General features: G+C 53.9%; 23 protein-coding genes. 19 read left to right on the top strand and 4 right to left on the bottom strand.

Features of this window, described 5'->3' with window-relative positions; all coding sequences use genetic code 11:
- Positions 1–46: 46 nt before the first annotated feature.
- The 4 genes from DYU11_RS13590 (at position 47) to DYU11_RS13575 (ending at position 5,101) form a co-directional block, all read left to right on the top strand.
- Positions 47–784 carry a helix-turn-helix domain-containing protein gene (locus DYU11_RS13590; protein ID WP_119668205.1) on the top strand — a complete coding sequence of 246 codons (738 nt, stop codon included), beginning with the start codon at positions 47–49 and terminating at the stop codon, positions 782–784.
- Between the two features lie 54 nt (positions 785–838).
- The gene (locus DYU11_RS13585; protein ID WP_119668204.1) at positions 839–1,777 is read left to right on the top strand and encodes an NAD(P)-dependent alcohol dehydrogenase; all 939 of its coding nucleotides are present in this window, start codon (positions 839–841) and stop codon (positions 1,775–1,777) included.
- Between the two features lie 368 nt (positions 1,778–2,145).
- Positions 2,146–2,661 carry a GNAT family N-acetyltransferase gene (locus DYU11_RS13580; protein ID WP_119668203.1) on the top strand — a complete coding sequence of 172 codons (516 nt, stop codon included), beginning with the start codon at positions 2,146–2,148 and terminating at the stop codon, positions 2,659–2,661.
- A gap of 589 nt (positions 2,662–3,250) precedes the next feature.
- Entirely contained in the window at positions 3,251–5,101 is a 1,851-nt protein-coding gene (locus tag DYU11_RS13575; RefSeq protein WP_147367936.1) for a hypothetical protein, read from the top strand.
- 383 nt (positions 5,102–5,484) lie between these two features.
- On the opposite strand, the gene DYU11_RS13570 is transcribed toward DYU11_RS13575, so the two are convergent.
- On the bottom strand, positions 5,485–6,120 hold the full coding sequence (locus DYU11_RS13570) for a MarR family winged helix-turn-helix transcriptional regulator (protein WP_119668201.1): 636 nt from the start codon (positions 6,118–6,120) through the stop codon (positions 5,485–5,487).
- 110 nt (positions 6,121–6,230) lie between these two features.
- Between DYU11_RS13570 and DYU11_RS13565 the strand changes: the two genes are divergently transcribed.
- The 10 genes from DYU11_RS13565 (at position 6,231) to DYU11_RS13520 (ending at position 15,463) form a co-directional block, all read left to right on the top strand.
- Positions 6,231–6,866: a DNA-3-methyladenine glycosylase family protein gene (locus tag DYU11_RS13565; RefSeq protein WP_119668200.1), complete on the top strand. Its 636-nt coding sequence runs from the start codon at positions 6,231–6,233 to the stop codon at positions 6,864–6,866.
- 3 nt (positions 6,867–6,869) lie between these two features.
- Positions 6,870–8,075: a DUF763 domain-containing protein gene (locus DYU11_RS13560; protein ID WP_119668199.1), complete on the top strand. Its 1,206-nt coding sequence runs from the start codon at positions 6,870–6,872 to the stop codon at positions 8,073–8,075.
- A 100-nt stretch (positions 8,076–8,175) separates the two neighbouring features.
- Entirely contained in the window at positions 8,176–8,529 is a 354-nt protein-coding gene (locus DYU11_RS13555; protein ID WP_119668198.1) for a SnoaL-like domain-containing protein, read from the top strand.
- A 34-nt stretch (positions 8,530–8,563) separates the two neighbouring features.
- On the top strand, positions 8,564–9,406 hold the full coding sequence (locus DYU11_RS13550) for an oxidoreductase (RefSeq protein WP_119668197.1): 843 nt from the start codon (positions 8,564–8,566) through the stop codon (positions 9,404–9,406).
- A 98-nt stretch (positions 9,407–9,504) separates the two neighbouring features.
- Entirely contained in the window at positions 9,505–11,241 is a 1,737-nt protein-coding gene (gene ggt / locus DYU11_RS13545) for a gamma-glutamyltransferase (protein WP_119668196.1), read from the top strand.
- A gap of 155 nt (positions 11,242–11,396) precedes the next feature.
- Positions 11,397–12,122, top strand: coding sequence for an NRDE family protein (locus DYU11_RS13540; RefSeq protein ID WP_119668195.1), 726 nt, complete (start codon positions 11,397–11,399; stop codon positions 12,120–12,122).
- Positions 12,109–13,206, top strand: coding sequence for an ATP-grasp domain-containing protein (locus DYU11_RS13535; RefSeq protein WP_229365819.1), 1,098 nt, complete (start codon positions 12,109–12,111; stop codon positions 13,204–13,206). Before DYU11_RS13540 ends, DYU11_RS13535 begins: the two co-directional genes overlap by 14 nt.
- Before the next feature lie 34 nt (positions 13,207–13,240).
- Positions 13,241–13,936 (top strand): phosphopantothenoylcysteine decarboxylase domain-containing protein, encoded by a 696-nt coding sequence (locus DYU11_RS13530; protein WP_119668193.1) that lies wholly within the window; start codon positions 13,241–13,243, stop codon positions 13,934–13,936.
- Between the two features lie 8 nt (positions 13,937–13,944).
- The gene (locus DYU11_RS13525) at positions 13,945–14,622 is read left to right on the top strand and encodes a Crp/Fnr family transcriptional regulator (protein ID WP_119668192.1); all 678 of its coding nucleotides are present in this window, start codon (positions 13,945–13,947) and stop codon (positions 14,620–14,622) included.
- Positions 14,623–14,656: 34 nt separating this feature from the next.
- Positions 14,657–15,463 carry a hypothetical protein gene (locus DYU11_RS13520; RefSeq protein ID WP_119668191.1) on the top strand — a complete coding sequence of 269 codons (807 nt, stop codon included), beginning with the start codon at positions 14,657–14,659 and terminating at the stop codon, positions 15,461–15,463.
- Positions 15,464–15,467: 4 nt separating this feature from the next.
- On the opposite strand, the gene DYU11_RS13515 is transcribed toward DYU11_RS13520, so the two are convergent.
- Entirely contained in the window at positions 15,468–16,964 is a 1,497-nt protein-coding gene (locus DYU11_RS13515) for a sulfatase family protein (protein WP_119668190.1), read from the bottom strand.
- 210 nt (positions 16,965–17,174) lie between these two features.
- Here DYU11_RS13515 and DYU11_RS13510 point away from each other — a divergent pair, with 210 nt between their 5' ends.
- From DYU11_RS13510 to DYU11_RS13495, 4 genes are read left to right on the top strand one after another with little or no spacing between them, the layout of a single operon-like run.
- Positions 17,175–17,789, top strand: coding sequence for a TetR/AcrR family transcriptional regulator (locus tag DYU11_RS13510; RefSeq protein ID WP_119668189.1), 615 nt, complete (start codon positions 17,175–17,177; stop codon positions 17,787–17,789).
- A gap of 51 nt (positions 17,790–17,840) precedes the next feature.
- Positions 17,841–18,269 (top strand): DUF2147 domain-containing protein, encoded by a 429-nt coding sequence (locus DYU11_RS13505; protein ID WP_119668188.1) that lies wholly within the window; start codon positions 17,841–17,843, stop codon positions 18,267–18,269.
- 16 nt (positions 18,270–18,285) lie between these two features.
- Positions 18,286–19,113 (top strand): SDR family NAD(P)-dependent oxidoreductase, encoded by an 828-nt coding sequence (locus tag DYU11_RS13500; RefSeq protein ID WP_119668187.1) that lies wholly within the window; start codon positions 18,286–18,288, stop codon positions 19,111–19,113.
- Positions 19,110–19,874 (top strand): hypothetical protein, encoded by a 765-nt coding sequence (locus tag DYU11_RS13495; RefSeq protein WP_119668186.1) that lies wholly within the window; start codon positions 19,110–19,112, stop codon positions 19,872–19,874. The genes DYU11_RS13500 and DYU11_RS13495 overlap by 4 nt, the downstream gene beginning before the upstream one ends.
- Positions 19,875–20,011: 137 nt before the next feature.
- On the opposite strand, the gene DYU11_RS13490 is transcribed toward DYU11_RS13495, so the two are convergent.
- Complete coding sequence (locus DYU11_RS13490) at positions 20,012–20,413, bottom strand: hypothetical protein (RefSeq protein WP_119668185.1); 402 nt, start codon at positions 20,411–20,413, stop codon at positions 20,012–20,014.
- Positions 20,414–20,662: 249 nt separating this feature from the next.
- Here DYU11_RS13490 and DYU11_RS13485 point away from each other — a divergent pair, with 249 nt between their 5' ends.
- Positions 20,663–21,298 (top strand): hypothetical protein, encoded by a 636-nt coding sequence (locus tag DYU11_RS13485; RefSeq protein WP_119668184.1) that lies wholly within the window; start codon positions 20,663–20,665, stop codon positions 21,296–21,298.
- Positions 21,299–21,372: 74 nt separating this feature from the next.
- Here the strand turns inward: DYU11_RS13485 and DYU11_RS13480 are convergent, their stop codons facing one another.
- The gene (locus DYU11_RS13480; protein WP_119668183.1) at positions 21,373–22,122 is read right to left on the bottom strand and encodes an NUDIX hydrolase; all 750 of its coding nucleotides are present in this window, start codon (positions 22,120–22,122) and stop codon (positions 21,373–21,375) included.
- Positions 22,123–22,293: the final 171 nt, after the last annotated feature.

Genomic DNA, 22,293 nt, shown 5'->3' with positions numbered 1-22,293 from the left:
ATTGCTTGCTAAAAATCGGCATATTGAGGCCCAAACCCTGGTTTTGATGAACCCATTCATTTTGTCGTTCAAGGTCTATGGCCTCAACGTGCATATCCACAAGCATTCGGCCTATCAGATTATCCTGGCGCTTAACAACTCACTTACGTCGATTATCAACAACGTGCCGTATACCGATATTGTCGGGTTTGTCATCAGGCCGCAGGTGCCCCATGCCTGCACCATCCTGCCCGACACGACGGTGTGCATCCTGAATATTGAAGCGTACTCGCGGGCCGGTTTGCAGTTGCGCAGCCTGTTCGCCGACGATCAGCCGGTTGTTATTCTGGAGCGTCCCGCTGATGTGGGCCGGGTATTCGATCCGCTCCGCCAGCAACCCCCCGACCAATGGCCCACGAGTTTGTCTTACCTGCTGACCGATGAGCGGTCAATTGGCAAGGTAGATGACCGCGTCCGGAAACTTATCGATTACATTGAGCAGCACTACACGCTGCACACGCTCACCCCACAACGCCTGGCCGAGGAGGTGTTTCTGTCGCCGTCGCGGATGGCTGCTCTGTTCAAGGCCGAGACCGGCAGCAGTCCGTCGAAATACCTGCTCTGGACCCGGCTGCGCCACGCGATTGACATGGCCCTGACCGACCGGCATAAGCACTTGACCGAAATCGCCTATGAGACTGGGTTTTATGACCAGGCGCAGTTTACTAAGTATATGTATGAAATGATGGGGGTGCCGCCCCGGGCCCTCAAGCAAAACAGTGATCTGATACAAGTTTTGGGCTGAAGCGTGATCGACCTTTGCTACCGTCAATGATGTCAAATCAAACCAGACAAGACAATGAAAACGGTAGTGTATAATCAATTTGGGGGTACCAATGTATTACAACTGACGGAAACCGAAACGCCTACGGCCGGAACCAACGAGGTGCTGGTTCGGATCAAGGCTGTTTCCATCAATCCCATCGACTGGAAAATTCGCCGGGGTGACATGAAGCTCATGTCAGGTTCTCACTTCCCCAAGCAGGTCGGTGCCGATTTTGCGGGTGTCGTTGAGGCCGTCGGCTCCGGGGTATCCGATTTTTCGGTGGGCGATGAGGTCTTTGGCGCAGTGGATGTGATGAAACATGGCGTTCTGGCCGATTTTGCCGCCGTCCCGGTAAAATCTATCTGGCACAAACCCGCCCAGCTTACGTTTGCTCAGGCGGCTTCAATACCGGTGGTTGGCGCGGCTGCCTACACGGCCCTGATCGATATCGCCCATATTGGTGCGGGCAGTGAGGTGTTGCTCAATGGCGCATCGGGTGGGGTGGGTATGCTTGCCATCCAGATTGCCCGGCAGCAGGGAGCCACCGTTACTGCGGTGGTGGGCCCGAAAGGCGTTCCGTTTGCCCGGCAGTGGGGCGCTAATGAGGTAATTGACTATACCCGGCAGGATGTTCGGAGCCTGAACAAACAGTTTGACGTGGTTTTTGATCTGGCCGGTAAGTTACCATTCCACGAGGCCGTCCACCTGATGAAAGACCATGCCGTGTTTATCAACCCCGTTCCGACCCCCGTCGGCATCATCAGCACGGCAGTTACGAATCTGGTAGCGAACAGGAAAAACAAAATGCTGATGTCAAACCCTAACTCAACCAGCATGGAGTACTTAACCAAAGCGGTTGAGAACGGACTGCATATTGAAGTTAGCAGAACCTTCCCGATGACCGAGGTGGTAGCGGCTTACGAGTATGCCGAAAAAGGCGGCTACATTGGAAAAGTGGTCATTGAGCTTTAACCAGACTGATGGCTGTCGGCGGAATCTGCAGCGATGAACACGATACGCAGGCCGGCCCCCTGTTCACTCCATTGGGGTAAACAGGGGGCCGGCCTGCTTTGGCGAACAGAAAACACAGAGCAGGTTGTTGCCTGACATAAAAAATCGCAGGAGTTAACTAATTTAGTCACTACACGCAGGTTAGACCCCTGCAACACGCTCATACAGAGTAACTAATACTCCGTGGATGCGCTGGACAGTGACATTGGCCATCACAGTAAACCATTGCGGCAATCCAGCCAGAAAAACTGGATTGCCGTAACTGAACTGCGTATTTTGAGAGGTAGGGTCAGGCTATGGGACAACAAAACAATTAACAGAGAAACAAAATGACAATAGAAACAAAGAACTTAAAACTCATTCCGTGTGACACTGAAATTTTAAAATCAGCTATTCAGGGGAATGAAAATCTTGCTGAGAAATTAAACATATCTGTTCAGGATAACTGGACTGAATTTGGAGTTGGCGCGTTGGAATATTCACTTGACAGACTAACAGAAAGTGAAGAACAAAAAAACTGGTGGACCTATTTTCCTATTCACAAGCAGGACAACAAACTTATCGGTTGCGGTGGTTATAAGGGCAAACCGACAAATGACGGAACAGTAGAACTAGGCTATGAAATTGCACCAGATTACCGAAATCGTGGGCTTGCAACTGAGATGGCCAATGGGCTAATTGAAAATGCGTTTAAAGACGAAAGAGTTAAATTAATTATTGCTCATACACTTGGACAAGACAATCCATCAACAAGAGTTTTGCAGAAATGTGGCTTTGAGAAGGTTGAAGAAATTAATGACCCGGACGATGGACTGATTTGGAAATGGGAGCTAAAAAGACAATAGAACAAGAAGCCCGAACCGCTAACAGCGTGTTGCCTCAATTAACGGTAACATGCAAAATTGAAACGGAGTGCTACTATCAAACCTTCGTGCAGGTTGAGTGATGTGCTCCGAAATCGCCAACTGCGGCAACACGCAAACCGTAGTGCGCAAGGCGGTGGGACAGACTAGATTATTACATTTCAGGATACGCAGGAACGTTGGTGGACCGGCCAAATTGACAAAATTACCAAAGACTTCAGACAGCCATTTGGGACATTGATTTTTATTAACCTGAATAGGAAACCCAACCAAAATCCGTGAAGCATTGGCCGAAACCTCGACCATCTGTTGTCATTAACGAGACGTTCCCTCCCTTTTTTACGGTTTTTTTTACCGTTATAAACTATCCCTCTTTTTATGGATAGGTTTCTTTTTAGAAAAGCCCAATTTGGTATTGCGGACCAAGATATCGCTGATACCACTGTTGACATAGGGACTGTAGGTCGGACCAGTCTTATTAGTAGCCGTGGCTCCTTGTCCACTAACTCAACCATAAAAGCCTTACATAGAATCAGGTTAGCTAGTTGGTAATTGAACAATTAAAATAAATGTGAAGACCATCATTCTACTCATTGTTATTGGAACGACAGTGACGTCGTCCTTTAGCCAGTCCATTCGTTCATCTGCCATTGCAGACAGTATGATTGGATGGATGAAGGTGTACAACTTCAAGGGTGCTAAAAAGCCTTTACAGGTGGACGCCAAACTTTATTCAGTCAATCAGTTGTCTATCTGCGACACGTTTGCGAACTGGATACAGACCAGCTATATACCAAAAGGCGGCTTGGGGGATGTGCGCAGAACGGCTTTGGAAAAACTGGGCCTGTACAACCAGAACAAAGCGGCCCTGCCGCAGAGCTACGGTGCCGTTGCGAAGATTTACACCTTTTTAAAATACGATAAAGGCAAAATGGTGCCTGAAAATAACCTTGGCCTGAACTGGAGCATTATGGCAAATGCCGTTCCCGGTTGGGAAGCCAGCGATATCAGCAGTCCTACGCAGTATTATTTCACCATGCCTTCTTTTGAAAGCGAACCGGGTTACGAAACGCAGCAAAAGATTCACGATCTGTCAACGAACAGCAATGTAAATCCCTACATCAGCTTTTGGGTAAAAAATCTTGAAGCGGGCGGTGGAACCGATTATGTTTTGTTGTGCAAAGACAACCGTTCACCGTTCATTCAATTAAAAAAGGGCGAATATCTCCGGTTGCTGGAACAAGTCATACCAAGAGTGTATGAGATCGAAAAGAAAAAGCTGTATGAAAGAGAACAGGGAGACCAAAAAAGAGCCGAGCCGTTCGTGAAAATCCTCGATGATAAACAAAGGACACGGTTGGCGAACCTCGAAAGGCTCAAAGAAAAGTACAAAGACCGCCTGGCCGAAATTGCCCTCGTCAATGCCCAGCCCTCACTAACCGATCTGGATACGAAAAGAGATGTTTTCAGCAACGGCTACATAACCGATGCCGAATCGACATCAGGAAGAATGCCGGTTTACAAGGTTGATCCGGCAATGGCCGAGCTTTGCAAAAAAGATCAACCACAGTGGATATTGGTAAGCTGGTGGTGGTCGCCAAATCAGCCTGTAGAAAAGCATCTTCATGAATCCATCGTCAACAACTTCAATTTTGGTCACCTCTATAATTTTTTCTTTGCTCCTGAAAAAGTGAAAGGCCAGCCCTACAAACCGCTGCGTTCGCCTACGTACAAAGAAGCCGTTGTTTTCACTGATGAATCCGAGCAGAGCAAAAAAATAAAAGCTGATAAAACTGTTTTCTTTTTTGACGATTTTTCCACAACTCCCGTCGGCAAAAAGCCGAACGGATGGAGTTCAAAACTAAATGCCGAGGGCAAGCCCTGCCTGGTTGCCATGCTTGACGGAGAGCCGGGCAACTGGGCTGAACTGAAGGGCAACGAATCCTTCGTTCCTACACGACTAAAAGGTCCGCTTCCGCAAAACTTCACGATCAGCTACGATGTGGTTGTACCCCAAAATTTTACCTGGGGAGGCAAGCCGCTTGCCATTCGGCTGTCAAAAGAAACATCGTCTGAAAACACCCAATCGTTTTTGAATGTCAGCATACGACCGGGCTTTAGTGGCCGCGAAGGTGAAGTGGAAATTGAACCAAAATTTCCGTCAACACCCGGATATTTGAACACCAGTAAATACTTTCCGGCACCGGGTTTTTCCAACAACAAAAAGAACAACCGGATCACCGTTACCATCAAAAAAAAGGAAGAAGACCTGCAGGTGTTTATTGATCAGCGTAAAATAGCTGAGTACAACAAAGCGATTCCGGCAGGTTTGTTATTGAATACCCTGTCATTTACTCACGGACGAAGCGATAAAGAGACGGAAAAGTATTATGTCAGCAATATTAAGATCATAAAAGAGTAGGCAGTCGCCTAAGACTTACTCAAGGGGAAGCTCTTTATGATTTCAGGTAGGGTGCCTTTTTTGTCATCCCGACGGAGGAGGGATCTTGTGTAGCCGGAGGTTATTAGCCTTACCCGAAGATCCCTCCTTCGTCGGGATGACAAAAAAGGCTTGACTTTTATCGCTTATATAAAATTCTGAACAGGTCCGGGATGTAGAGAAAAACTACGAAAGTCGAAGACCCCGCCAGGACACGAACAGGATAAGTTTTTCCTGAGGTATTACCCAATGTCGGCTATTTAGTGCTGGTAGTCACCAAAGATAGACATTATGTTCAGGTACGCCTTTATTGATCCGTGAATCCTTCCGTAATGAATGCTATCTCTTTTTATTGAAGAATGCCATTACTGATTTCGGGTCGTTTTACCCAGACGCTCGGTATGATACCGGTTGAGCCGGAGCAACAGCCCTTCCAGCACCTCCAGCTCTTCCGTCGACAGGATGTGAAACAAATCGTCGCCGATATAGTCCATCCGGTCCGACGCTTCCTGATACACCTCCTCACCGGCCGATGTCAGCGTAACCCGTTTCTGACGACGGTCGGTGGGGTCTGGTTTTTCTTCAGCCAGCCCCTGCTTGATCAGTCGGGCCAGCATTTGCAGACCCGTTGTGGTCTCCATCAGGTCGGAGTTGAACAGCTGGGTCTTGGTGGGCTCCTGCATATGATGCGCCCCAGACAGGAGCGTAAACTCGTCGATGCTCTGTAACGGATGTCCTTCAAAATGCTGCTTGAACGAAACCCGCATGAACCGCGAAATGCGCCAGATCAGCATACCAATCTTGTCCAGCAAACGGACTTCCTCGTATTCTGCCATTCCCGCCAGTTCCTGCCGTTGCGGTACATCAATAACCGTTGTTTGGCGCAATAACCAACTGGCAAACTGCGGCAAACCGGGGGTGATACCAGCCGCCAGGCACTCGGCAACGTACCGCTCCCACTGCTCAACAACCGGCACGGCGCTATACTGCTCATTCTTCATACTTATTTATCTCAGAAATGAGTAAATTTAATGCGTTTCTGCATAAACAATCCGTTTAGACACCTTGTTGCCCTTTTGTAAGACAATAACGCTGTAAAAGCCAGGCAGCTATGCACCCCACCACCGTATCGGAAGCAATCAGCTACTTAACCAGTAAAGACGTACGCCTGTACCAACTCATCCAAACAACGGCCCCACCTCCGGTCGATTCGTCGGGCGATGTGTACTACGACCTGCTGAGTTGTATCATCGATCAGCAGATTCACTACCGTAGCAAAAGCACCGCCTTCTGGCGTTTTCTGGACCTGTTTTCGGGGGGTTACCCGCACCCGCAACAACTCCTGAGCCTGCCGGAAGAGGCCGTACTTGATTTGAAAGTTTCTGGGCGAAAGTACCAGCATTTACGCGCCGTAGCAACGTGGTGGCGGCACGAAGGCGGAGCGCAGATTGACTGGACGGAATTATCCGACGAAGCGGTTCGCCGGCAACTGGCGTCGGTGCCGGGAGTAGGAACCTGGACTACCGACATGGTTCTGCTCTTCACGCTGCAGCGGCCCAACATCTTCCCGGCCGACGACTACGGTCTGAAAAAAGCCATGCGTGAGCAATACGGCCTCACATCGGAAGGGAAAGCGTTGAAGACCGACATGGAACAGATTGCCCAGGCGTGGGTGCCTTACCGGTCGCTGGCCTGTCGGTATCTGTGGGCGAGTACTCAAGTCAGGAAAACAAGCCAATCGTTATAAGCCATGAAAAAATCGGGTTCGGCTGATCTGCCGCTCTACAATGGTCCAATTCCCGCGTGGTTGTCAGACCGCATGAACGCCCTGAGTCTTGGTATTACCGAAGCCATTCTGCAGGAGTATGGCTCGGATGCGTTTCTGCGCCGACTGGCCGATCCGTTCTGGTTTCAGAGCTTCGGCGCGGTGCTGGGCATGGACTGGAACTCGTCGGGCGTGACCACGGCCGTGATGGCAGCCCTCAAGCGGGCCATCAATCCCCGCTCGAAAGAACTGGGTCTGTACGTCTGCGGGGGCAAGGGCAAATCGTCCCTGCAAACTCCCACCGAACTGTTGGCTGTGGGCGACAAAACCGGGCTGGATGGGCAGCAACTGGCGTATTGCAGTCGCCTGAGCGCCAAGGTTGATAATACCGCCGTTCAGGATGGGTTTCAACTCTACCTGCACAGCTTCGTAGTCAACGACCGGGGCAACTGGTCGGTGGTTCAGCAGGGTATGAAAGGCGATACGGCCATGGCGCGCCGGTACCACTGGCATTCGGGGCAGCTGCAATCGTTCGTGGAGGAACCGCACACGGCCGTTTGTGGGATTTCGCAAGGTACGATTCTGAATCTGGTGGCCAAAGAAGCCAAACCGTCGCAGGAGGCCATGATGCAGATCGTTCGGGAGCATCCCAACAAGATTCTGCGGGAAGCCAACCACCTCGTCATGCCGACCCGCAAGGACGTTAAAGCGTCAGACGTCGACCTGAAACGGCTCGGGGCGATGCTTTGGGTGGCTCAGGAAAAGGCCCCGGCCGATTTCGAAAATCTGCTGATGATTCAGGGCATGGGACCGCGTACGCTGCAATCGCTGGCGCTGGTGAGCGAGGTTATCCACGGTACGCCGTCGCGGTTCAGCGACCCCGCCCGGTTCTCGTTTGCCCACGGCGGCAAAGGCCGACGCCCGTATGCCGTGCCGACTCATGTTTACGACGAAACCATCAGTACGTTGCGGACCTCAGTAGAAAAAGCCAGACTAGGCCAATCCGACAAGCAGCAGGCCCTGAAAAAACTAAGCCAGATGGCCCAGGCCGCCGAACAGGATTTTACACCAAACGCTGATGCGGAAGGTAGCCTGAATCAATTGATTAAAACCGAGAAAAACGAATCGTGGCGGTACGGCGGCATGAGCATTCACGGACCCGAACAGCCACCTAACGTTGACGCTGAATAATTAATGTCCGTAAAGTACCGAGTAAAGTAAGTTCTGTTCTAACCCATTGGAATGCATTGGCTACAACTTTGTGTCGTTAGTCAACCAATCGAATTTGATCATGACAGAACAACAGATTTCAGCAGAACTGGATAGATTAATTTCTATGATGGCATCCGGTAAAGCCCTGGAGACATTTGACGAATTTTATCATAATGACATTGAAAAAACAGACCTTGATGGGGTTACCCACAAAGGGAAAATTGAAAACCGACGAATTGGAGAGGAATTACTCGCTAAAGTAAAAGCGGTGCGGGACTTTACCGCAGTAGGCAAAGTTGTTAAGGGAAACCGAAGTTTTTTAGTCTGGTCGCTCGACTACGATCATGCGGATAACGGACCTGTTAAACTTGTCGAGGTGGCGATTCAGGACTGGCAGGATGGCAAAATAATTCGTGAGTACTACGCGGCTTAAAAGATTATCCCAACTGGTTTACTGATTGCAAAATATGGACAGAAGAATCTGGGTGATCACGGGCGTATCGAGCGGGCTGGGCAAAGCCCTGGCAGAGTTGGTGATGGAGCAGGGCGATTGGGTGATCGGCACGTTTCGTCAGCCGGAACAGGTTGCCGACTTCACCGCAGCCAACGCCGGTCGGGGCTCGGCGTTGCAGCTGGACCTTACCCGGCCGGATCAATTTTTAAAGGTCGCGCAGGCGGTTGAACGTGATTTCGGGCGGATAGATGTATTGGTCAACAACGCCGGTTCTGGCTTTGCCGGGGCCATTGAGGAGACTACCGATGCGGAGCTGCGTACCATCTTTGAGACCAATTTCTTTGGGCCTATTGCGCTTACCAACGCGTTTCTGCCCCTGTTTCGGCGACAACGGAGCGGGCACATCATCCAGCTATCGTCGCACGGGGGCGTCAAGGCTTTTCCGGGCTTCGGGGGGTACAACGCCAGTAAATTTGCGCTGGAAGGGGCCAGTGAAGCCCTGGCGGCCGAGGTAGCCCCCCTCGGCATCAGGGTGAGTATTGTCGAGCCGGGACCATTCCGGACGGCTTTTGCGGGTGCTGGCTTCGGGCAGGCAGCGCAACGGCTGGCTGATTATGAACCCACCGCCGGCGCCTTTCGCGAACGAATGGCCCAGGTACATGGTCGGCAGGAAGGTGATCCTGCCAAAGCCGCCGAAGCCATCTGGCAGCTGAGCCTCCAGGAAAAGCCACCCCTTCGGCTCCCGCTGGGTCGCATTGCTCTGGCATCGATCACGAGTAAGATAGAGAGCCTCCGGCAGGACGTGGAAGCCAGCCGCGACGTAGCCAGCCGGGCCGTATTCGAGTCGGTTGGGTAAAGTAGAGATTACCCCAAAGCCGCTTATGCGTATGAGGTCGGGGAGGGCCTGCCAGCTGCATCTGGTCCCCCCGGCTCCGTCGTAAGCGGCTTTTGTTCATGACTCGACCAACCGTACTTTTTCTACTCCTGACCGTACTGGTTACCCACCTCTACGGACAGAACACCGGCAAAGGCGACCGCGTCGCCGGGGCCAATTTTGCCACCCGCAGTCCCGTACTGGGTCGGCATGGCATGGTGGCTACCAGTCATCCGCTGGCTACGCAGGTTGGTCTGGACGTACTGAAGCAGGGTGGTACGGCCATTGATGCTGCCATTGCCGCCAATGCCCTGCTCGGCCTGGTCGAACCCAACAACTGCGGCATTGGGGGCGACCTGTTCGCCCTGGTCTGGTCGGCCAAAGACCGTCGGCTCTACGCCCTCAACGCCAGTGGCCGATCGCCCAGAGGGCTCACCTACGAAGCCATGCAGCAGCGACTGGGCAGCCGCCCCCAGCTTCCGTTGTACGGTCCGCTGTCGGTTTCGGTGCCGGGGGCCGTCGATGGCTGGTTTCAGCTCCACGGTCGGTTTGGCAAGCTGCCCATGCGCACGCTACTGGCCCCCGGCATCCGCTACGCCAGGGAAGGGGTTCCGGTGGCGCAGGTCATTGCCTACTCCTGGCAGGTGGCGATCCGGCGACTGGTCGCCAGTCGGGACGATATTGGCGAATTTGACAACTTTCAACGGACATTTTCGCCGGGTGGTCAGTCTCCGGCCGAAGGGCAGCTCGTCAAAAATCCCGATCTGGCCGGAACTTACGAAGCGATTGCCACCGGCGGGCGCGATGTTTTTTACAAAGGCCGGTTGGCAGACGTTATGGACCAGTACGCCCGCCGAACGGGGATGCCGCTGCGAAAGGACGATTTAGCCGCCCACCGGAGTACGTGGATCGAGCCGGTATCGGTCAATTACCGTGGCTATGATGTCTACGAGTTACCACCCAACGGCCAGGGCGTAGCGGTTCTGCAAATGTTGAACATGCTGGAAGGCTACGACCTCAAAAAGCTGGGCCACAACAGCGCCGAGTACCTGCATCTGCTGGTCGAAGCCAAAAAGCTGGCGTACGAAGACCGGGCCCGCTACTACGCCGATCCGGAGTTCAGCAACGTACCGCTCACCTGGCTGTTGTCGAAAGACTACGCAGCCCAGCGCCGGAAGCTGATCGACCCGAACAAAGCCGCCGAACGCCTGGATGCTGGCGATCCCGCCCTGAAAACCGGCGACACGGTATTTCTGAGCGTGGCCGACGAGGAGGGCAATATGGTGTCGTTGATACAGAGCAACATGCTGGAGTTTGGCAGCGGCATGGTGCCCGATGGACTGGGCTTTGTGTTTCATAACCGGGGGACCAGCTTCACGATGAAGCCCGGCCACGCGAATGTTTACGCCCCCGGCAAACGGCCGTTCACGACCATCATTCCCGGTTTCGTGCTGAAGGATGGACAGCCCTTTCTGAGCTTTGGGGTTATGGGTGGACCGGTGCAGCCGCAGGGCCACGTGCAGGTGCTGTGCAACCTGATCGATTTTGGCATGAACGTTCAGGAAGCCGGCGATGCCGCCCGGTTCAGTCATTCGGGCAGCAGCGAGCCCATCGGCACCCTTATGACCGATGGCGGGCGGCTGGCGCTGGAATCCGGTATCGGCAAAGACGTACGTACTGAACTGCAACGGCGGGGGCATCGCCTGGCCGAAACGGACTTCTTCGGTGGCTATCAGGCCATTCAATGGGACCCGGTCAATCGCATCTTTTGGGGCGCTTCTGAGATGCGGAAGGATGGTCAGGCCGCCGGGTACTAGTTACGGCCCCTCGTAGGGTTTACGATATTTCGTAACTAGTTCAGGCCTGGCTGCCGGTTAATGTGAGTATTGATTATTGATTGTCAGTTGGTTAGCTGATTTTGGGCTCGTGGTACGGCCCTTGCAGCAGATAAGGCAACAGCTTTACGACTGGCATGTGTACCGCAACCTATATACCTCTTACGCCAAACGGCTTTATCCTGACGCACAGCCGCGATGAGAAAGCCATCCGCCCACCGGCTCAGTTGCCGCAGCCGGTACGGATCGGTGATCATACCGTTACGTTTCCAAAAGATCCCCAGGGCCACGGCACCTGGATCGCTGCATCGGCCGAACTGACCGTTTGTCTGCTCAACGGCGGCTTTGTACCCCACCAGCCTCAACCCCCTTACCAACACAGCCGCGGCCTTGTCCCGCTGCACGTCTTCACGTATCCCACCATTCAGGCGTTTGTCGATGGGTATGACTTCACCGGCATCGAGCCGTTTACGCTGCTTTCGCTTCAGTGGAACCGACTGACCGAATTGCGCTGGACGGGTCAGCGGTTGTTCGTACACGACAAAGACCCCAACCGGTCGCACATCTGGTCGTCGGTGACGCTTTACTCAGCCGACGTGATCGACCGACGTGAAGCCTGGTTTCGCGACTGGCAACTGAGCCACCCAACCCCCGCCGTTGGGGACATTCGGCTGTTTCATCAGTTTACCGGAGACGGTGATGAGGCCAACGCCCTGAGAATGAACCGCAACAACGAGCTTTTTACGGTTAGCCTGACCAGCGTTGTGCAGCATCCCGGCCAGACCGAAATGATTTACGAAGATTTTGGGCAGCAAACGTTCAGCCACGTGTCTATTCATGAATCAGTCTATGCAACCGCTTAGTTCGTCCGTCCGTCAGCCCGCCGGCCTCCGGGAGATACTCCTGGCATTACTACCCCGCATCCGGTTCAACAGTCCATTCTTCATCCGGTTGCGGCACTGGGAGTATTGGCCATTTGCGGTGGTCTATTTCCCAATTTTCATCTACCACCTGTGGCTGTCGATCAAGGCGCGGTCGCTATTTTTCTTTTCGGCGGCCAACCCGTCCATCGAGACAGGCGGACTGCTGGGCGAATCGAAAATTGATATTCTGGATCTGATCAGCGACGAGTTCAAGCCAAAGACGCTGTTTGTCCCAGCCGATACCCACATCAACGACGTATTTGCGCAGATCGACGCGCACGGCCTGACGTTTCCGCTGATTGCCAAACCCAATGTGGGTGAGCGTGGCTGGCGGGTCGAAAAGCTGGAGCATTGGGAAGACCTGGTTAATTATTGCCAGGGCAGTCCGGTCGATTTCCTGATTCAGGAGTACGTCGACGAACCGCTCGAACTGGGGGTGTTTTACTACCGTTTTCCGGGCCAGGTGCAGGGGGTAATTTCGTCCATTGTGCAGAAGGCGTTTCTGACCATCCGGGGCAACGGGCAAAACTGCATTGAAGAACTGATCATGCAGAACGAACGGGCCATTCTGCAACTGCCCGCCCTGACGGCCAAGTACGGTCACCGCTTTCATGAGATACCGGCCCCGGGGGAGGTAATTACGCTGGTGCCGATCGGGAACCACAGCAAGGGCACTACGTTTCTGGATGCCAACCACCTGATTACGCCCGGGCTGACCCGCGTTTTCGACCGCATCAGCGCACCCATCGACGGATTCTATTACGGCCGTTACGACCTCCGCACCCGCAGCATGGCTGATTTATACGCCGGCCGACACATCAGGGTCATGGAACTGAACGGGGCCGGGGCCGAACCGGCGCATATCTACCAGCCCGGCTTTTCGATCTGGGAGGCCTGGAACGTACTGGTAAGTCACTGGCGGGTGCTGTATGACATCAGCCGCGAGAATCATCGCCGGGGCGTGGCCTACATGACGCTGAGCGAGGTGGTCCGAATCTGGCGACGGATTCAACGAAACAAATAAATCTGATACACGATTAGTCAAAAACAACAAGCTAATGAACCCACTATTTGCCACCATCAACACCGATTTGTCGGGTCTTCACGCCCTGGTAACGGCCGGCCCAACGCACGAAGCTATTGACCCCGTGCGGTACATCAGTAACCAGTCAACCGGAAAAATGGGATATGCCGTAGCCGAGGTACTGGCCGAGCGCGGGGCTACGGTCACGCTCGTCAGCGGCCCAACCAGCCAGACCGCCAGCCACCCGGCCATTGCCGTCGTGCGCGTGCAGTCGGCGGCTGAGATGTACGCGGCCTGTCTGGATTACTTTCCCACGGCTTCGATTACCGTGCTGGCCGCAGCCGTTGCCGATTACACGCCTAAAGTGGTGGCCGACCGGAAGATCAAGACGAAGGAACCAGCGTTCCTACTGGAACTTGTCAGGACTGTCGACATCGCGGCCAGTCTGGGCCGGCAGAAACGCGACGATCAGTTTCTGGTTGGCTTTGCGCTGGAAACGGACAACGAACTGGCCAACGCCCGGGCCAAGCTGGTCAGCAAGAACCTGGACCTGATTGTCCTGAACTCGCTCCGGGACCAGGGGGCTGCGTTTGGGCACGATACGAACCAGGTTACCATACTGCACCGCGACGGGGCCATTCATCGCTTTGGATTAAAGGCCAAACGGGCCGTAGCCCACGACATTGCCGATGAAGTCAGCGTGGCGCTGAATACTATGCCTCTGAACTGACACAGACCATGACAAACGAAACTAAATACTGGTACCTGAAGAATCATCAGCTTTTCGATGAACTGTCGCGCAACGCCATCAACGAGATCTGCTACCTGAGTCATTTTCGCTCGCACCGCAAGGGGGATATAATCAACCTGTCGCAGGACGAAAACCGGGTGTATACGTTAAAAGTAGGTATTCTGAAGGTTGTAGAACTGGACGAGGAAGGCAATGAACAACTCATTGAGATACTGCGCCCCGACGATCTCTTTGGGCAATTTACGCTGACACCGGCCGAAAGCAATCAATACGCCGTCGTGCTGTCGGACTACGTCACGTTCTGCAGCTTTCTGGTATCTGATTTTGAGCGCGTCATTCAGCAGAACCCCACGCTCGGCATCCGGTTCACCAAACTGGTTGGGCTGCGGTTACGAAAAGTCGAAAACCGATACATTAACCTGATGTACAAGGACGTGCGGACCCGCTTCCGGCTGTTTCTGAAAGAGTGGGTCGAGAAGGATGCCAAACCTGGTCAGCCGTACGTTCTCAACAACTACTTGACGCACAAGGATATATCTCGGATGATATGCAGCAACCGACAGGTGGTCAGCGAACTGTTCAGTGAATACCGGCAGGCGGGGATGCTGGCGTATAACCGAAACCAGATTATTATTACGAATCCGGCGCTGCTGGATGTGGCTTAATCACCGGACCTCGCCAGAACCCAGACCACCCACCATGAACATCAACCCCGCGACCATCAATGAGGCCGACCGTGTGCTGCACAGTCTAGCTCAGCTCGTTGCCCTGACCGGTACCCAACTGCTCGATCAACAACCCGACGACAGCCACGCGAATATGGGCTGGAATTCCACCCGGCAACGGCTGGAAGGTCGGCCGTTTATCCGCAACGGGCAGGCAAAAAAGCTGGTTATTGACACCGAAACCTTCACCCTGGCGTTCATCGATCAGGCTGAAGCGGTCGTGGCGTCGTTTTCGCCCGAAACCCGGATGCCGGCCGATGCCCTGGCCTGGTGGAAAAGCCAGTTACAGGCCTGGGACCTACAGGCCATCAAACCGTTGAATTACCAGCTCGACCCGCCCGTGGCTCCGGATACGCCCTACGTTCGTCCGGCCGGGCTGCGGGCGTGGGGGCAATGGCGAACGCTGGCTAATACGTCGCTCGACTGGCTGAACGAATGGAGTGGCCGCAGCAGTGAGGTGCGCGTCTGGCCGCATCATTTCGACACGGGCGTTTACTACTCCCTGCGGGATGCAACCGGTCGGGAGCGGGCGGCTATCTGGGCCGGTTATGCCATTGCCGATTCGCTGAGCAACGAACCGTATTTCTACCTGTCCGGCTACGACAGCACGCGCGCTGTTAACTTCCGAGCCGCCCCCACACTGTCTGCCGGACGGTGGCTGATCACAGACGACTGGAAAGGGGCGTTTCTGCCCCTGTCGGCCATCGAAACCGAAGAAACCGTGACCGTTTTTTTGGGGGAAAGCTATACCTGGCTGGACCAGCGGGTAGCGCCGTCCTGACCGCTTACTCGTGCGTCCACTTCACGCGCCAGGGGTCGTTGGTAACCTCCTGAAAGTTTCGCAGCGACGCCAGCAGCGTCTCATACGTTGCTTTGTGCGCTTTGCTGCCCGCCAGATTTGTTCGTTCCTGCGGGTCTTTTTCGAGATCGTACAGTTCAAACGCCGGGCGACGCACGTACGCATCTTTGCTTCGCTGGCCGTACTGCGTCTTTCCGGATGTCAGAAAACCCTGCCAGGTGGCTGAACTCCAGAGGTCGGCTGCAAAGGGGAACGGCAGGTCGTGCGCTATGTTCCAGATCAGCTTGTAGCGTTTGGTCACCACCGATCGCATGGGGTAATACATCGTAACCTCGTGGAAGGTATGCGACAGAAAAACCGTATCACCCCGGAACTGGGTTGTTCCGCCGGTACGGTCGAAGTACGGTTTCCAGGATTTGCCGTGGAAATACGACGTTGGGCCTCGTTCGCCGTATTCACCACCACCCTGTGACCGGCTCGATGTAGCGAGTACAGGCGGGTTGAGTCCGGCAAAATCCAGCAGCGTCGGCGCTACGTCTACCCACGATACCAGTTCGTCGCACACCTGATTTCTGCGGGTCGAGTAGGGATTCCGGACGATGAGCGGCAGCCGCACACCCGGCTCGTAATGTGTCGTTTTGGCACCGGGCACCGGCATGCCATTGTCGGAGAGGTAAATCACGATGGTGTTGTCCCACAGCCCTTTTTCCTTCAGTTGATCGAACAGCCGTCCGATGCCCTGGTCCATGCGCGACACCGACTGGTAGTACTGCGCCAGTTCTGCTTTGGTTTCGGGGGCGTCGGGCAGGAAATACGGTACCCGCAGCGAATCCATTCCATACGGCGTCTCGGTCACCCCTTCGTGACCATTCGGTTTGTTGCCGTGGGGGTTGGCCCCGTGCGGCAGGTTTTTATTGGAACCGGCCCGGTGCGGATCAGTAGTGCAGAAGTACAGAAAAAACGGCTTGTTTCGGTTGGTTTCCAGGAAATCGGCGCACAGAGCAGCCATCTTCACCGGGTTAGAGCCGTCTTCGCTCAGGGCTTTGTCGAAGGGGTAGGCGCTGGCGGGGGCTACGTGGTATTTACCGATGCGGGCCGTGGTATAGCCGGCATCGTGCAGCAGGGCCGGCATGGTTTTCAACTCTTCGTGGGAGCGAAAATGGTGCGTAGCGTGAGCCAGACCGTATTGCCCGTTGTTGTGATTGTGCCGCCCCGACAGCAGGGTCGACCGGCTGGGGCTGCACGACGACGTAGTAGCATAGGCACGGGTAAACCGAACGCCCTCGTTGGCCAGGTAATCCAGATGGGGCGTTTTTACCTGGCGGTTGCCGTAGCAGCCAACTGCACTCAGATCGTGGTCGTCGCCGACAATCAGCACGAAATTAGGGCGTTGGGTAGCCTGAGACGATGAGGTCGTCTGGGCAAATGCGGGCTGGAACAACCCATAGATAATCAGCAGCAGACAGGTAACGGGTAGTTTCATACGATAAGCCGGAAAAGGGTAGACGCCAACGGTATAGTCGGTTTACAGGATGAGGTATAGACCGTATAAAGCAGAAAATGAACCGCTATTACTAGCACTATCAATTGGTACGTACCATTTTTCCGCCCGTTTCTGTCGGCGTAAAAAAAAGTTTGGCAATCAGGAACAAATTTTGAACGTTGTTCAATTTATAAGGCAAACGTAAAGGACATGGGCGTCGCTGAACGAAAAGCGAAAGAAAAGGAGGAGTTGCGGAGTCTGATTCTGCAGGGAGCCAAAAAGCTCTTTGTGCAGAAGGGGATTGAGCAGACAACCATCCGGAGCATCGCCGAAGCCATTGACTACAGCGTCGGTACTGTCTACGTCTATTTCAAAGACAAAAACGCCATTCTGCACGCGCTGCATACGCAGGGGTTCGCCGAGCTGGGCGGTCAGTTTGCAGTGCTTTTCAACGTAACAGACCCGATGGAACGGCTCAAGGCTATGGGGCGGGTGTACATCCGTTTCGCTCACGACAACCCGGATATGTATGAACTGATGTTCAGCATCAAAGCCCCCATGGAGTTTCTGAACGCCGTAAACGAGGAGTGGAAAGAGGGGAAAGCGGCTTTTACCGTACTACAGACCACGGTGCAGCAATGCATGGAGGCCGGGCATTTCGACGGGCACCGGCTCGAACCGATGACGTTTATGATCTGGAGCCTGGTGCACGGCATGTGCAGTCTGGAAATCGGACAACGGACGAAAAGCGTGAACCTGCAGGAGGCCGACGGGATAGTGGAGCAGGCGTACGACGAATTTTTGAAAATAATCGATAAGCTGTGATTTTTTTGCCCTTTTAATGAACAATGTTCAATTTTAAAACATCGATCAATTATGCGTACGTTCACCACGCTGCTCTTTGTCTTGTTCAGCGCAACCGCCTTTGCGCAAACGAAACCGGATGCCATTCTCGGCGAATGGCTCTCGCCTAAAAAAGACTCCCGTCTGCTCATCTACCGGCAGGCCGGCAAATTCTTTGGTAAGATTGTCTGGGGGACAGGCGGATCGGCCAAAGACGAAAAGAATCCGAATCCGGCCCTGCGAAACCGGGATGTGATCGGGCTGGTTATCCTCAACGATTTTCGGCACGACGGCGACGAAACCTGGGAGGGCGGCACCATCTATGACCCCCGCGAAGGCAAAACTTACGCCTGTAAAATGACCCTGAAGGACGCCAGTACCCTGAGCATTCGCGGCTACGTGGGTGTGGCCTTGTTTGGCCGGAGCGAAGTCTGGACAAAAGCTCAAGGAACCACTAACTGATAAACACCCTATAAACATGATACTCAAAACTTCCGAAAAGAATCGCCTGCGGCAGCAGTACGGCCCGTGGGCTGTTGTGACCGGGGCCTCGTCGGGCATTGGCCTGGAACTGGCCCGGTTACTGGCCGACGCCGGGTTGCAGCTGGTTATCAACGCCCGACAGATCGAGCGACTGGCACCGGTAGCTCAGCAGTTGCGGGAAACCTACGGCATTGACGTACGGATGGTAGCCGCCGATGTGTCGGCGCCGGGCGGTGTGCAGCAACTCATCGACGATACCGACGGGCTGGACGTTGGGCTGCTGGTACTCTCTGCGGGCTTCGGTACGTCGGGGCTGTTTCTCCGGTCGAACCTCGACGAGGAAATCAACCTGCTGCGGGTGAATGCTGAAGCGGTGCTGTCGCTGACGCACCATTTCGGCAGGCGGTTTGCGGCCCAACACCGGGGTGGTATCATTCTGCTGAGTTCAATGGTGGCTTTCCAGGGGGTGCCGTACGCGGCCAATTATGCCGCCAGCAAAGCCTATGTGCAGTCGCTGGCCGAGGCCCTGGCGCTGGAGTTGAAGCCCGACGGGGTCGATGTGCTGGCAGCGGCTCCGGGACCGGTCAGGAGTGGGTTTGAGCAGCGGGCCAACATGGCCATGACGATGTCGCTTACGCCCGAGCAGGTTGGCGTACCGATTCTGCGGGCTCTAGGACGACAAACCACGGTGCTGCCCGGCTGGCTGACCAAGCTCCTAGTCTACGCCCTCCGAACGGTGCCGCGCTGGGGAAAGGTACGTATCATGCAGCAGGTGATGGGCGGTATGACCCAGCACCAGCGTCAACTTCAGCCAAATCCATGAAGGTTTTTCTGACCCAACTCCGCCACAGCAACGAGCCACTGTATTACTTCGGACTCGGCTGCCTGCTGGCTGCGCTGCTTTGTCTGGTATGCATTCGGTTTACCCATACGCAGGTTCTGGGCATCAATGCCTGGTATAAACCCATGAAGTTTTTTCTGGCCACCGGCATTTTTGTCTGGACGATGGCCTGGTTTATGCAGTACCTGGGCAACAGCCGGGCGGTTGTCTGGTATTCGTGGGGACTGATTGTTCTGTTCACCTTTGAGGACCTGTTTATTGCCCTTCAGGCGGCTCGCGGGCAGTTGTCGCACTTCAACGTGAGCACCCCTCTGTTCGCTACGTTATACGGGCTGATGGCCGCAGCGGCCGTCGGTATCTCGCTCTGGACGGCCTACATAGCCCTGCTATTCTTCCAGCAGGACCTGCCGGACCTGCCAAGGGCGTATCTGTGGGGCATTCGGCTGGGGCTGCTTTTGTTTATCGTGTTCTCAATGCAGGGGCTGAGCATGGGATCCCGGCTGACGCATACGATCGGTGGGGCCGACGGCAGCCCCGGTTTGCCGGTGGTCAACTGGAGCCGACGCTACGGGGATTTGCGGATCGCTCATTTTCTGGGAATGCACGCCCTGCAGATTCTGCCGCTGCTGTCGTTCTACGTTCTGAAAAGCGTCCGGGCAACGGTTATTGCCGCGCTGCTGTACGCGCTTGTGACGACCTTCGTGTTCTGGCAGGCTATGCAGGGCAGACCGCTGTTTCGATAGAGTAGGGCCGTTCAGGACGGTTGCCGACACAGAGATTATATCGACCGGCGCAAAGACGAAAGCAGCCACGAAGCCCGGCCTGATCATAAGCCGGGCTTCGGTGGACGCGCACGGTGCCGGATGAACGGAACAGGGCCTCAGGCGTGCAGGCGCGGGGTAGAGTCGAGACCAGAAGGGTTGTAGGGTCTGGTATGACCGGCAGACGACAAGCGGTTTTGAGCCTGTTGGGTAAGGCGATTGAGTTCGTCCGTGTGTTGAGCAAGGGTCTGGTAGTCGTCGCCACTAAACGTACCCGATTGTACGTCAGACTGGCTTACGTCGGTAAGCAGGATGGTAAGTTGATCCTGCATGGCCAACGCGACTTCGGTAAGGGCATTGTCCGGAGACAGATGGTCGGCTGGTTGAGTCTGGATGCGCTGAACAAGCTGTTGATACGACCAGTAGAAGGTAGAAACGGCCTCAATCCAGTTTGATAGTATTTGTTCACAAACGTCTGTTGTAAGCGGGACAGAGAGCAACGATGCCTGTTTTGTAAACATTATAGTAGATAAGTTCCTTTTTGTGAGTGTTGTGAGGTTAAAGTTAAACAAATCATATTTAAATACAAGCTGTATTAGTAAAAAATACTGAAATTATTTACTTAAGTAACGTTTGCTTCGCAGCAAGTTAGTGGATAATGTGTAGCGTTTACATCGGGAGGTTAGACAAATTTTTGAACAATCAGGGGGGCGATACGTGTCCCTACTAAGAAGAGATGTATACCTATGAACTCAACGATGTGAGCCGTCATGCGGATTGATGAAAGCAGTACCCGACCCGATGATGTTTCGCCCGAGCTGGCCGCGTTTGGTGAACACAAGCACATTCCGTCGGTAATCCGGAAAAATGTGCTGATTGCGCTGTCGTTTTATCCCGAGCTACGAACAGCCTGTATCCGCTTCGTTTTTAAGCAGAAAATCCGGTCGTCGGTCATGCAGGCGCAGCCGGTGGTCGGCAGTCTGCTGAGTAGCCGGCAGAAGCGGGCGTATCAGATCAATATCAGCGCCATGTTCAAGCTGACGCATACGGCGATTCCTATCCACCACATTCCGGATGCGATCATGATCGGCTGGATTGGTCATGAGCTGGGGCATATCATGGATTACGAGAACCGCAGCACAATCGGCATGATCCAGTTTGGACTGGGGTATCTGTTTTCGCCAGGCTACGTGCGTAAAGCCGAACGCGTCGCCGACGACTTTGCGGTGCAACGGGGCCTTGGCAATTATCTGGTTGCTACCAAACGGTTTATTCTCGATCATGCCGAACTGCCCCAGGCCTACAAAGATAAAATCGCCCGGCTCTACGTATCGCCCGAAGAAATCGTCGAACAGGTCAGAAAGCTGGAAGAAGAGAAACTGGCCAATCAGAAACGGACCCTGTAAGTGCACAACAGCTTTAGTGTAGCCTTTTGGTCAGGTTCAGAACCTAAAGCTGTTCCAGCGCGTAGGGTACGTTGTCAGACTGCTTCCAGAAGCGGGGCTTGTTGCTGGAAACGGTACAGATAAGGCGCTTTGTTGGCCGCGCCGGTATACTTCTTTTCCAGCCGTTCCAGTACGTTCAGGTCCAGCATCTTCTTCTGGAAATTGTTGCGGGCAAACGGTTTGTCGAAGATGGCTTCGTACAACTCCTGCAGGTCCTTCATGGTAAAGGTTTCGGGGAGCAGGTTAAAAGCGATCAGCTTCTGGTCGAGGTTGGCCCGCAGCGTTTCGAGCGCTTTTTCAACGATTTCGTTATGGTCCATAATCATCGTGGGCAGCGCCTTGATCGGGTACCAGTCGATGGATTCGTCAATGTCGTTTTTTCGGGGCACCACCTTGTTGATGTCCACCAGGGCGTAGTAACCAATCGACACAAACCGGCGGGTAAGCCACTCAAATTCTTTGCGATTGAACAGGTGACTGTCAAACTTTTCCCGGTTCAGCTCGACCAGCCGGCCCATAAACTGAACATTGCTTCGTTCGGCATCGCCAAATACCCTGAACTGTTCCAGATAAATATCCCGGATGCCGGTGCGGTCTTCTAAAATCCGAAAGGCGGCTTCATGAATGCTTTCCTGCTGATGAATAAAGCCGCCCGGCAACGCCCAGAAGTCTCCTTTGAAATCCAGTTTGGGGCTTAACACCTTCAGTTGTTTGTCCTGATAGCCAAAGATAACGCAGTCGATCGAAAGCTGTTGGATGTAGTCTCGTTCACTAAGTGGCTGCATAGTATTAAATAAGTGGGTGTAGATCAGGTCGCCAATTTACACACTCTCACGTCAGATTGCTGATACTTCGAACTGCTATGTTATCGGCTCGGTCAGAAACAGGCAATGATTGTCCACAATAACGTAGTACTACAAATGTATGGAATTGTAAAAAAATTATTGTCTAAAAAA

The organism is Fibrisoma montanum (assembly GCF_003583365.1).
Lineage (GTDB): Bacteria > Bacteroidota > Bacteroidia > Cytophagales > Spirosomataceae > Fibrisoma > Fibrisoma montanum.
Note: the sequence above shows the minus strand (reverse complement) of the source record. Positions and strands in the feature narration are given on the sequence as shown.

What these genes read in the sequence shown, in the direction of transcription:
- DYU11_RS13540 (WP_119668195.1), top strand. Translation starts at nt 11,397, where the DNA reads ATGTGTACCGCAACCTATATACCTCTTACGCCAAACGGCTTTATCCTG.
- DYU11_RS13500 (WP_119668187.1), top strand. Translation starts at nt 18,286, where the DNA reads ATGATACTCAAAACTTCCGAAAAGAATCGCCTGCGGCAGCAGTACGGC.
- DYU11_RS13490 (WP_119668185.1), bottom strand. Translation starts at nt 20,413, where the DNA reads ATGTTTACAAAACAGGCATCGTTGCTCTCTGTCCCGCTTACAACAGAC.
- DYU11_RS13560 (WP_119668199.1), top strand. Translation starts at nt 6,870, where the DNA reads ATGAAAAAATCGGGTTCGGCTGATCTGCCGCTCTACAATGGTCCAATT.
- ggt (WP_119668196.1), top strand. Translation starts at nt 9,505, where the DNA reads ATGACTCGACCAACCGTACTTTTTCTACTCCTGACCGTACTGGTTACC.
- DYU11_RS13555 (WP_119668198.1), top strand. Translation starts at nt 8,176, where the DNA reads ATGACAGAACAACAGATTTCAGCAGAACTGGATAGATTAATTTCTATG.
- DYU11_RS13570 (WP_119668201.1), bottom strand. Translation starts at nt 6,120, where the DNA reads ATGAAGAATGAGCAGTATAGCGCCGTGCCGGTTGTTGAGCAGTGGGAG.
- DYU11_RS13525 (WP_119668192.1), top strand. Translation starts at nt 13,945, where the DNA reads ATGACAAACGAAACTAAATACTGGTACCTGAAGAATCATCAGCTTTTC.
- DYU11_RS13530 (WP_119668193.1), top strand. Translation starts at nt 13,241, where the DNA reads ATGAACCCACTATTTGCCACCATCAACACCGATTTGTCGGGTCTTCAC.
- DYU11_RS13550 (WP_119668197.1), top strand. Translation starts at nt 8,564, where the DNA reads ATGGACAGAAGAATCTGGGTGATCACGGGCGTATCGAGCGGGCTGGGC.
- DYU11_RS13580 (WP_119668203.1), top strand. Translation starts at nt 2,146, where the DNA reads ATGACAATAGAAACAAAGAACTTAAAACTCATTCCGTGTGACACTGAA.
- DYU11_RS13585 (WP_119668204.1), top strand. Translation starts at nt 839, where the DNA reads ATGAAAACGGTAGTGTATAATCAATTTGGGGGTACCAATGTATTACAA.
- DYU11_RS13480 (WP_119668183.1), bottom strand. Translation starts at nt 22,122, where the DNA reads ATGCAGCCACTTAGTGAACGAGACTACATCCAACAGCTTTCGATCGAC.
- DYU11_RS13485 (WP_119668184.1), top strand. Translation starts at nt 20,663, where the DNA reads ATGCGGATTGATGAAAGCAGTACCCGACCCGATGATGTTTCGCCCGAG.
- DYU11_RS13520 (WP_119668191.1), top strand. Translation starts at nt 14,657, where the DNA reads ATGAACATCAACCCCGCGACCATCAATGAGGCCGACCGTGTGCTGCAC.
- DYU11_RS13515 (WP_119668190.1), bottom strand. Translation starts at nt 16,964, where the DNA reads ATGAAACTACCCGTTACCTGTCTGCTGCTGATTATCTATGGGTTGTTC.
- DYU11_RS13565 (WP_119668200.1), top strand. Translation starts at nt 6,231, where the DNA reads ATGCACCCCACCACCGTATCGGAAGCAATCAGCTACTTAACCAGTAAA.
- DYU11_RS13535 (WP_229365819.1), top strand. Translation starts at nt 12,109, where the DNA reads ATGCAACCGCTTAGTTCGTCCGTCCGTCAGCCCGCCGGCCTCCGGGAG.
- DYU11_RS13510 (WP_119668189.1), top strand. Translation starts at nt 17,175, where the DNA reads ATGGGCGTCGCTGAACGAAAAGCGAAAGAAAAGGAGGAGTTGCGGAGT.
- DYU11_RS13590 (WP_119668205.1), top strand. Translation starts at nt 47, where the DNA reads ATGAACCCATTCATTTTGTCGTTCAAGGTCTATGGCCTCAACGTGCAT.
- DYU11_RS13495 (WP_119668186.1), top strand. Translation starts at nt 19,110, where the DNA reads ATGAAGGTTTTTCTGACCCAACTCCGCCACAGCAACGAGCCACTGTAT.
- DYU11_RS13505 (WP_119668188.1), top strand. Translation starts at nt 17,841, where the DNA reads ATGCGTACGTTCACCACGCTGCTCTTTGTCTTGTTCAGCGCAACCGCC.